This is a genomic window from Bartonella vinsonii subsp. vinsonii, assembly GCF_902825235.1.
In the GTDB taxonomy this organism is placed as follows: Bacteria; Pseudomonadota; Alphaproteobacteria; order Rhizobiales; family Rhizobiaceae; genus Bartonella; species Bartonella vinsonii.
The window spans coordinates 1-9166 of the sequence record NZ_CADEAJ010000011.1 but is presented as its reverse complement, the minus strand read 5'-3'; the positions used below and the strand labels follow the sequence as shown (position 1 = coordinate 9166).

Annotated in this window: 16 protein-coding genes; all 16 read right to left on the bottom strand. The window is 45.4% G+C overall.

Annotated elements, in window-relative coordinates:
* Window positions 1-752: phage portal protein family protein (locus J7R12_RS07580; RefSeq protein ID WP_208439045.1), on the bottom strand; the 752-nt coding region annotated here is incomplete at its 3' end.
* Between the two features lie 12 nt (window positions 753-764).
* Window positions 765-2387, bottom strand: a complete 1623-nt coding sequence (locus J7R12_RS07575) for a hypothetical protein (RefSeq protein ID WP_126603288.1) — start codon at window positions 2385-2387, stop codon at window positions 765-767.
* Entirely contained in the window at window positions 2380-2961 is a 582-nt protein-coding gene (locus J7R12_RS07570; protein WP_126603286.1) for a phage protein Gp27 family protein, read from the bottom strand. Before J7R12_RS07570 ends, J7R12_RS07575 begins: the two co-directional genes overlap by 8 nt.
* Window positions 2924-3280, bottom strand: a complete 357-nt coding sequence (locus tag J7R12_RS07565; RefSeq protein WP_126603284.1) for a VpaChn25_0724 family phage protein — start codon at window positions 3278-3280, stop codon at window positions 2924-2926. The genes J7R12_RS07570 and J7R12_RS07565 overlap by 38 nt, the downstream gene beginning before the upstream one ends.
* Complete coding sequence (locus J7R12_RS07560; RefSeq protein ID WP_126603282.1) at window positions 3277-3591, bottom strand: DUF2730 family protein; 315 nt, start codon at window positions 3589-3591, stop codon at window positions 3277-3279. Before J7R12_RS07560 ends, J7R12_RS07565 begins: the two co-directional genes overlap by 4 nt.
* Complete coding sequence (locus J7R12_RS07555) at window positions 3588-3830, bottom strand: hypothetical protein (protein ID WP_164713730.1); 243 nt, start codon at window positions 3828-3830, stop codon at window positions 3588-3590. Before J7R12_RS07555 ends, J7R12_RS07560 begins: the two co-directional genes overlap by 4 nt.
* Window positions 3796-4134, bottom strand: coding sequence for a hypothetical protein (locus J7R12_RS07550; protein ID WP_126603278.1), 339 nt, complete (start codon window positions 4132-4134; stop codon window positions 3796-3798). Before J7R12_RS07550 ends, J7R12_RS07555 begins: the two co-directional genes overlap by 35 nt.
* A complete protein-coding gene (locus J7R12_RS07545; RefSeq protein WP_126603276.1) occupies window positions 4127-4414 on the bottom strand; it encodes a hypothetical protein in 288 nt (95 codons plus the stop codon). The genes J7R12_RS07550 and J7R12_RS07545 overlap by 8 nt, the downstream gene beginning before the upstream one ends.
* Window positions 4411-5019, bottom strand: coding sequence for a glycoside hydrolase family 19 protein (locus J7R12_RS07540; RefSeq protein WP_126603274.1), 609 nt, complete (start codon window positions 5017-5019; stop codon window positions 4411-4413). The genes J7R12_RS07545 and J7R12_RS07540 overlap by 4 nt, the downstream gene beginning before the upstream one ends.
* Before the next feature lie 58 nt (window positions 5020-5077).
* The gene (locus tag J7R12_RS07535; protein WP_126603272.1) at window positions 5078-5485 is read right to left on the bottom strand and encodes a helix-turn-helix domain-containing protein; all 408 of its coding nucleotides are present in this window, start codon (window positions 5483-5485) and stop codon (window positions 5078-5080) included.
* Between the two features lie 6 nt (window positions 5486-5491).
* The gene (locus J7R12_RS07530; RefSeq protein WP_126603270.1) at window positions 5492-6109 is read right to left on the bottom strand and encodes a regulatory protein GemA; all 618 of its coding nucleotides are present in this window, start codon (window positions 6107-6109) and stop codon (window positions 5492-5494) included.
* An 8-nt stretch (window positions 6110-6117) separates the two neighbouring features.
* Entirely contained in the window at window positions 6118-6876 is a 759-nt protein-coding gene (locus J7R12_RS07525) for a DUF3164 family protein (RefSeq protein WP_126603268.1), read from the bottom strand.
* Between the two features lie 11 nt (window positions 6877-6887).
* Window positions 6888-7511 (bottom strand): DUF3164 family protein, encoded by a 624-nt coding sequence (locus J7R12_RS07520; protein ID WP_126603266.1) that lies wholly within the window; start codon window positions 7509-7511, stop codon window positions 6888-6890.
* 14 nt (window positions 7512-7525) lie between these two features.
* Complete coding sequence (locus tag J7R12_RS07515; RefSeq protein WP_234924858.1) at window positions 7526-7774, bottom strand: hypothetical protein; 249 nt, start codon at window positions 7772-7774, stop codon at window positions 7526-7528.
* Window positions 7771-8055 carry a hypothetical protein gene (locus J7R12_RS07510; RefSeq protein WP_126603264.1) on the bottom strand — a complete coding sequence of 95 codons (285 nt, stop codon included), beginning with the start codon at window positions 8053-8055 and terminating at the stop codon, window positions 7771-7773. The genes J7R12_RS07515 and J7R12_RS07510 overlap by 4 nt, the downstream gene beginning before the upstream one ends.
* Window positions 8052-9083, bottom strand: a complete 1032-nt coding sequence (locus J7R12_RS07505) for an AAA family ATPase (RefSeq protein ID WP_126603261.1) — start codon at window positions 9081-9083, stop codon at window positions 8052-8054. The genes J7R12_RS07510 and J7R12_RS07505 overlap by 4 nt, the downstream gene beginning before the upstream one ends.
* Window positions 9084-9166 lie beyond the last annotated feature (83 nt).

The following is a 9166-nucleotide window of genomic DNA, read 5'->3' as shown; positions in this document are numbered from 1 at the left end:
ACCCGCCTCTCCTCATGAGAAGAGCTCGCACCATATTTCCCCACACGCAACGGCATGCCGTAAACTTCTAAGAAGGCCATCCAATCTTTCAGTGTATAAGATTTAAACAAAAAAGCCCAAGCTGCAAGCCGCGCAAGCCCCGTGCGGATAGGTAAACCACTTTTTAACTTTGGGCGATGAATGGAAAATTTATAAGCAGGCAATTCACTGCCATTCAAAGACCCCTCCTCCTTTAAACGCAAATGAAAACCATCCCGCCGGTCCAATTGAAAAAACCGCTGATTACGCCATTTCCAAGCAACCGGCCACCATTCTTTGGCACTCTTGTCCCACAAGGTTTCAACAATCGCATAGCCTTTTCCCAAAGCATCTAATAAATCCGTCACATAATCATCAACAAAGGTAGGTGCACTAATCACTTCCCGCACCGCATCCGCAATCTTTTTATCCAATGCACTGTTGCTTGCGGCAATCACTCCAGGCTCCACCCCCGTGAGTGCATTTTTACGCATGCCAAGCACAGCACGATAATGCAAATCACGCTCTTCCATATCATCCGCAAGTTGAAAAAACTGTTCTGGAGTGCCTTGTGCTGCTTGTTGTAAAATATCGGCAAGTTGCATAGGGGTTAAACCACTCACAATGGTTTGTGACCAAACATCACGAACACCGCCAATGGTAGGCGCCGCCACCTCATGCTCTAGCCCTTTGATATTAAGCGCCCTGCCCCATTGGTCTACAAGTTTTACCATCTCATCATCCCATCAATAAATCTTTGATCGCATTGTTGAAAAAAAAGGGGTTGAAAAGAGTGGGCTTTCATCAAAACGATAAGCCTCTCTCACAGGTGTATAATCATAAATTTCAGGAGTTTGGCGGCTGGCAAAATAAGCCAAAGCGCAAGCAATCGCGCTATCACCATGGCGCATAAAACCATCACTGCCTTTAAAACGATGATTGTCTGGAATTTTCACAATGCCATTGACATAAGCAAGCGCTTGATGATCCGCAACAATATCACTATCGCGCGGCAAAACAATAGACCCATCCCCAAAAGCTTCTAAATAAGCCGGCATTTCTTTGCCATACCAACTTTGCGACAATTGAACTTCCTTCACGCAAGCCCCATAACGCTGCGCCGCCTTTTCCGCTAAATAAGCTCCATTGCCCCGTGCATCCAAAGCGCCCCCCAACAAACGCGGCAAGCCATTCACCACATAAAATAAAATCTCTCTTTGTTGGTCAAACGGCGTATTGCGCAATTCCACCATAAACCGGACACGGCGCACCAGATCTTGCCCAATTTCCATCACCACAATCGACGTTGCATCACCAGACCTAGCAAAATCAACCCCAAAAACATGTTGGCGCCGCCGATCAAGCCCAATATGAAGAGGCTTTAAGAGCCCCTCACACCAATGAAAAACAGCTTGACTTCGTTGATAATCCGATTGATTTTTAAAATCATCCACACAAGAAAAACGCAACACCGCAATATCAGGCGCACAACAATTTTCAATCTGTAAGCGTGTTAAAGCCGCCCCTTCTTGATCGGCTGGTATGGCATCTAATTCTTGGCGCATAGCAGCCAAACGCACCCCATAAGAAGCACGGATTTGCTCTTCCCATTGTTGCTCAGATGCTAAACTCCACACCTCCCCCTTCATGGCACAAACTCGTTTAAACAAGCCATTTTTAACAGCGACACCAAAGGGGTAACAATGCACCGAAAAAGGCACTTTGCCTGCTCGCGCCTCACGGATCAATTCATTGAAAGGGTTTAACACACCGTTATGGGTGGAGATCACACGGATCTTGCCTCCCCAAATCAACAAAGCATTGACCGCATCCAAAACAGCCCGCACATCTTGATGAAACGCTGCCTCGTCAATCACCACAATACCTTGTAACCCACGGATATTTTCAGGGCGGCTAGAAAGCGCCTCAATCCGAAAACCTGAAGCAAAACGCACACGGTAAGCAGAAATATATTTTGTGGACCCATCCGCCCTTTGATCAGAAAATAAAAATTCCTCCACATCCCCACTATTGCTGGTAATGGCGGAAGAAAAATTGCTCACATAACCAATAAATTCACGTCCCTTTTCTTTTGTGTCTCCAATGTAAAAAACATTATCACCACCAGCCTCACGCGTCGCTGCAGCAATAAGGGTATCATCCAAAGCTTCCGCAAAAGTAATGCCGGTCCGCCGCCCCTTTTCAACCAATTTTAACGGTGCCTTATCTTCAATCCACGCACGTTGATGTGCCATCAAAATGCCATCCGCCAAAGGATCTTGCTCTTGGGGAAAAGTGCTTGCCCTCCAAATATCAAAACCACTTTGATGATCAAAGACATGACTTTTTGAGAGGGGCTGTTCAGCCATTTTTTACCCCCAACACTTGCGCACGAATAGCCCGCGCGCGCTCTTTAGAAAGTCCAGCTGCTGCTGCAGCCATCTCAACCGCTTTATTTGCTTTAGAGGCAAAATCTTTTTCCAACTTTTGCCGCCTCGTGGTCGACAAATGTTCAGCCGCCAAAACCCCTTTGAGCGCATTGGCCAATTCTTGTGCTGCCTTTGGTGAAAGGTTTTTCCCACTGCTTAGCGTCGAAAAAATCAGTTCTTTAATCGCCGCAGCTGTCAACAGAGTAATATTGTCAGAAGCTTTAGCATCAAAGCGCTTGGAAAGGCTTGCTGCAATTTCACGGGTTTGTTCTAGGCGCCTTGACATCACCGCTAGCCGCAAAGAATAACGATTAAAACTAGAAAAAGAGGGAATAGAAAAACTTAAACCTGTTTCCTTTTGTAAAGCCTTCAAAGCCGCTTTAAACTCACCATAAATAGCCATTTGTGTCTTCTCACGCCCATTTAAAGCCTCAGCAGCCGCGGCAATAATCTGATCACAAGCTTGCGGCAGTAAATCAATCGCCGTTAAGCGTCCACGCCCGATCTTGCGCATCCTTCACCTCATATTTTATTGATGTGCGTTTGGGCCGTTTAATCCCCTCAATGGAAAAGCTCCGATCTAAATGATGCGCCCCTCGTTCTGTAAGAGCAGCAATCAAAACGCAATCCACTTGTTTCAGTGTGACAGCACCTTGATCTTCCATAAAAGCCAGTTCATTATGCACAAAATCGCGATCGCGTCTGATGCCATAACTGTATAAAAGCCGCTCAATCATCGCACTCGATAAGGTTTCGCTGCGCTCACAAGCAAGCCCTTTTAAAATAATCAACCGCGCTTCTTCACGGATGATTTTATCCATATCTGCTTTCATTTCTTGGCATTCTCCAGTAAAAACTCTTGCAAACGCTCACCTATCGCCGCCACCGGTTGCAACTGTGCAGAAAGTGTATTGAGGCGACCATTCAATTTCTCCATATTCACTTCCAATCTTTGCAGCGCATCGCGATCAGGCAAAAACTCCATCTCCGTTTCTAACTTTTGCACACGCTCTTTAAGCACAATGATATCTTTCAACATTTCCCGCGAACCTGAAGAAAAATAGGCTCTCAAAACCCCACAAATCGCCACAACCGATAACAGCAAAGACAACCAGCCATTCGCAACACTGATATCTAAATTCACTTGGAAATCCCCTCTCTTTTGCCTAAAATCGCCCGCTCCACAGCTTTTCTGCGTTGTTCACAAATCAATAAAGCAGCGCGATCACGCCCCCAATAGTGCACCACTTCGCGCGCATTCAAAGCACGCTCTGGCAATAAAGCTGGGCGGGCACACGCCATGCGAACAACAGGCGGCAATTCAACCGATAAAAAATGATACGCAAAACTACCCTTTGGTTTGGTTGTTGAGCAAGCGCACACGCTCAAGCTCAATACCACAGCCAGTAGTTGGCAATACTGCATTGACCTCCTCCATTTTTGTAAGCTTTTGTTCCAAAGCCGAAATTACCCCTTGCGCTCGATGCTCAGCTTCCAACGCTGCTTGCCTTTGTCGCTCCATCTCAAGCTGTGCACGTACAGAAGCCTTGGCAATCTCCAACTGCCAATACAAATCACGCGCTCTTTCCGCCTTTAAAACTTGCGCTTTCATAAAGCCAAAATCCGCGAACATCACACTGACCAAAAACAACAAACCAAAAGACAGTTTTGAAAGTGGGCTAAACATGGTGTTTATCCCCCCAATGCGCGCTCTCTCCCACATCATAAGAGCTGGTATGCCGTTTATTGGAATGCTTCCTATTGGAAAAATCCAACGAACCAAAGCCGCGGTGCACACCCAAATTGCCAACAATAATCGCCACCATTGAGGGAATAGAAATGCCCGCCATATCAACAATATGCGGTGCCCCCCACAAACCACCAGAAACAAGCAAAAAAATAACCCCCCAAGCAAACCAAAAAGACCACCATAAATAGAGTCTAGAACCACGATAAGACGGCTTCATACCCCCACCTCGCCTCCAAAACCCAAAAGCTTTTTAGCGCGATTCAAATAGGTCAAACGTTGCACAAGCCCGTTTTTCCCACCATTAATCGCCTTGGTAATCCCTAGCAAATCATCTTGATCTGCTAATCTATTCAAGCCTCTCATCTGCCAAAACCAAATGGCAGACCAAAGCGCTGCTGGAAACCTTTCCACCATTTCTGGAAAAGATTCACAATCAACAGCCTGTTCATCTACAGAACACCAAAACTGCGTAAAGCGTTGATAATTCTTGCGCCCCGTTAATTGGATTAAACCGCGCCCCTTAAAGCGCACACCATCCCCTGGCTTAACATTGCCTAAATCTTTGCGCCCCTCATAAGCACGCCCTGAGGCATATTCACACACCGTAAAAAAGCCATCACTCTCATGCGCACATTGGCTTAAAAAATGCGCAATACGCAAACCTGTCGTTATCCCAGCATAAGACAAAGCTTCAGGCAATGCCCGTGCCATTTCAACGATAATAAAATCTTGGCGCGCATGATGAAGCAATTTAGGAGCGAGCTGATGAAGAAAAGAACTGTCTATCGAAACCATAACAAACCAATGAATGAATAAATCCATTCTCAGTTTATTGGATTTCTGCCCCCCAATATAAGTCTGACACTGTCAGTCATCGATCTCAATACTCATAAAACTCTGGAAATAAGAGACCTTGTGGTTCTCGCAAAGAAATCTTCTTCTTCAAGCGATAAGCCGTGCGCACATGCATACCAGAAACAGCAGCTGCAGCATCCACAGACCAACCTTGTTGCAACGCTTTTAGCATTTTTTGCCGCCGTTCAGCATCTCTGCCAAGAGGGATAAGAAGGCGCACACCCGAACCATTAAAACAAAAATGCTTGATGAGTTGCTCGGCTTCTTCAAACCCAACAATTTCAATCAACCAATCCGCATTCTCAAGACGCCCGGGTATATAAACTTCTCGTCCACCAAAAGCCCGCATCATATTCCATGCTGCTTCACTGCCCGCAACATCAGCTATTTCACGCAATAAGGCAGGAAAATCGCTATAGATTTCCTCTTGCATGCATGCTTACCCCTCGCTTTTAACACTTTTACGGATTTTCCGCCCCCAAGCATTCATCACGCATCTAAAATCCAAAACATCCATCTCTGCCAAAGCCTTACCACTCACAGCCATAACACTTTGATGAAAAGTTTCAGGGTCAAACAAAATATGAGGATTCAAACACTTCCATTGGGCACGCAAAATCAAATATCCTAGCATTTTCTGCCAAGAATCTTGAATCTTTTTCCCTTTCCAGTCAACCCCGCCCTCACGTTGCAACCAATTTTTCAACGCCTCAATGGCTTTTGTCGCGTCATCCCCATCCCGCAAAAAGCGAATATGATCAATGCCAGTTTGCCTTTTTACAAAGCCAAGCAACGCCTTATCTGAACGATCACGAATAATGCCAAGATTCCACCCAGCAATCCAGAGCGCTTGGAGCTTCTTGGCATATTTTCCCTCTAAAAGCTTCACACTCGGCTCAAAACCACACGCTTTCATTTCATCGACAACTAAACGCTTCTCTGAAACACTCAAATCTTTTGCCGATTGCTTGCCCGTCAAGCGATAGAGCAGTGCGCGATAGGTCTCATCATCAAGACCTAACGCGCGTTTTCCCATATGAAGGATAGCTAAAGACATGTTACCCCTCACGTCTTCGCCACATCAATGATCACAGGACGCCAAGGATGCTCCAATGTATCGCGCTCATAAAAGCGCACATATTCTTTAGATGTCGTCACACGAATGGCTTCACGAATTGCACGCATAGCCTCATTCCAGCGTGGATCATCAATATCCAAACGCAACAGCAAAAAGAGTTCACTTCGATCCACCTTGCCTTCCTTACCAGAATCAAAAGCACGCGTAATAATCGCACGGATTTCAGGGCGCGCATCCGCACCCCACTTATTTAAACATTCATCCGCATCCCACTCATTAAGACACTCTTCAACAAGATGTTTAGCAAATCGCAATTCTAACCCTAAATCAACACTTGTTTGCACTTGCATCTCAATGCGCTGCAAACCATCAACACTTGTGTAAGTACAATTGCCCTTTTTACCACGCCACCAAGCACTGTGCTTTTGTGCAAGCATAGCATCAAAGTCGCTCAAATCTCCAATCGTATGGCAGTTAAAATGCGCAATTTTAGACGATAATTCTGTACCCAGTGTTAGAATTTTTCTAACCGTTTCATCATCCAGATGATCAACGTCACTCAAATCTGTAAACGGATCATTCTTAAAATGAGAAATTTGTGCCGATAAATCTTTCGCAAAACTCATAATTTTGTGCACCATTTCATCTTCTAATAAATCCGCAGGGCGGATCATATCTACCGCCATCAAAGCTCCTTTCGCATCCTTTCTATAATACGTTTCTTTAAGCTCAATTGGTTTATTCATCACAAATCCCCTTACGTCTTCGCCAGATCAATGGTCACAGCGCGCCAAGGATGCTCCAAGCTATCGCGCTCATAAAAGCGCACATATTCTTTAGATGTCGTCACACGAATGGCTTCACGAATTGCACGCATAGCCTCATTCCAGCGTGGATCATCAATATCCAAACGCAACAGCATAAAGATTTCACCCCGATTCACCTTGCCTTCTTTATCCGTATTAAAAGCACGCGTAATAATCGCACGGATTTCAGGGCGCGCATCCGCAGACCACTCATTCAAACATTCATCAAGAATGCTTTTGGCAATTTGCAATTGTGGACCAAAATCAAAGCTCTCTTGCACTTGCACCTTAATGCGTTGCAAACCATCAAAACTTGTGTAAGTACAATTGCCCTTTTTACCACGTCTCTCCACACCATATTCTTGCGCAAGCAAGCTATCAAAAGCACTCAAATCTGCAATCGTATGACTATTAAAACGTGCAATCCTTGCCGATAATTCTTTCGCAAAACCCATAATTTTGCACACCGTTTCATCCTCTAATAAATCCGCAGGGCGGATCAGACTTACCGGTACCAACGCCCCCTTCGAATCCTTCATATAACGCGTGCCTTCAAGCTCAATTGGTTGATTCATCACAAAAGTCCTCCTTATGTTTTTTGAAAACGGCGAAACGGCACAACATCCCCTGACAAAGGTTTGTACCCCGCCTTTATTTGCCAACGACACCGCAAAAGTTCATGCCCTAAAATGTGGTTATAACCCGCCAAGCGGCGTAAATAATCATTCAATTCTCGAACATCTTTCGCACTCAAAAAAATGCCTTCCAGTTCATGCTTTAACAAAGCAGAGCGCAAAGCAATCAAGCAATCTCCAACCATATAAGGGTTCCGTTTCATAACTTTTCGCCTCCAAAATCCATATGAATAACTGTACTGGTTGCATCAATTGCCTCATCCCTCTTGGAATAAGGATTTCTGCAACGGGGCAAAGCTTCCACCACTTGGCCCTCTAAAACCGCCTCTGCTTCACTTAAACGGTGAATACTCAATTCCAACTCAAGGGATAACGCCAAATCCACACAGAGTTTAAGCTGTTCTCCAATCTCAAAACCGCGTTGATAATCGTCATAAAGACCAACAAGCGTATTGGATAATTCTTTGTCGCATAAAGGGATCATGCCAATTCCTCCACATCACGGTTTTTCCACGCCGCTTTGACATGTTTAAGCGTTACCTCACACCCATCCCCAAGCGCTGCCATGCTTGCCAACATCATGGTCTTGTCAATTTGCCGCAAAGCACCAGCTTTCAAACCAATCCCTGTCAAAAACTTTATCGCACCAACATCTTCAATCCCCCAATCATGGATACGCGCAGCAATATCTTCACTATAGGGTTTGCGGCGTTTCAAGTGCATAGCCAAGCGACTTTTAATTTGTGCATAAGAGGGTCCATTTTGACGATGTACCAAACGTCCCGAAATCTCATCATTGCCAACCAAAGCTAACCCTGTGCCATTGATATCAACAAAATGGCGTAATTGATTAATCGCCTCATCCGTTAAATTTTGCGCCTCATCAACAATCAACAACGTGCCACTCCCCACACGCTCTAATTTCTTGCCAATAGCACGCGTTAAGCGGGTGGGATTATATTCCACCACTTCCAATTCTGCCGCCATATCATTCAAAATACCATGAACACTGCGCGTATGTGGGCTTGCTGTCACCAGATAAACATGCGGGCGGGTTGCGCGGTAATGGCGGCAGGTTTCCGTCTTGCCACTGCCCGCATCAAGCGTAATCATCACCATATCCCCCGTGCTTTGTGCCAGTGTTAAAGTGTCAATGATCTCACTGGCAATTCGATTCCTCTGAAAGGCTGGCTTTTCAGGGATCTTCTCCAAAAACCCCGCCGTTTCCTTTAAAACCTCAACCCATTGTTGAACCTTCGCATTCTGCTTGCCCAATTGCCCCGCATAACTCCCCGCATACCATTGCGAAAACGTCCCATCCGGCATACCAATGCGCCGCGCCACCTCTGCTTTCGACCAATCATTCATTTTGCCTATAGTTCTCACCGCATCCACAAGCTCATTCCATAAAGCAATATCATCACTATTGCGGTTTTGTGCTGTTCCATTAGGCTGAATTTTAGGTCGCGCCCAAGGATTTTTATCGACCGTTGCATTTATCGCGTTTTTCATCTATAATCCCCTCTTGTATTGATTTTAGACTATTGAATGGGTAGGCTCCCACCTACCCGTTTTTCGTTACTCTAAAGCCGTAC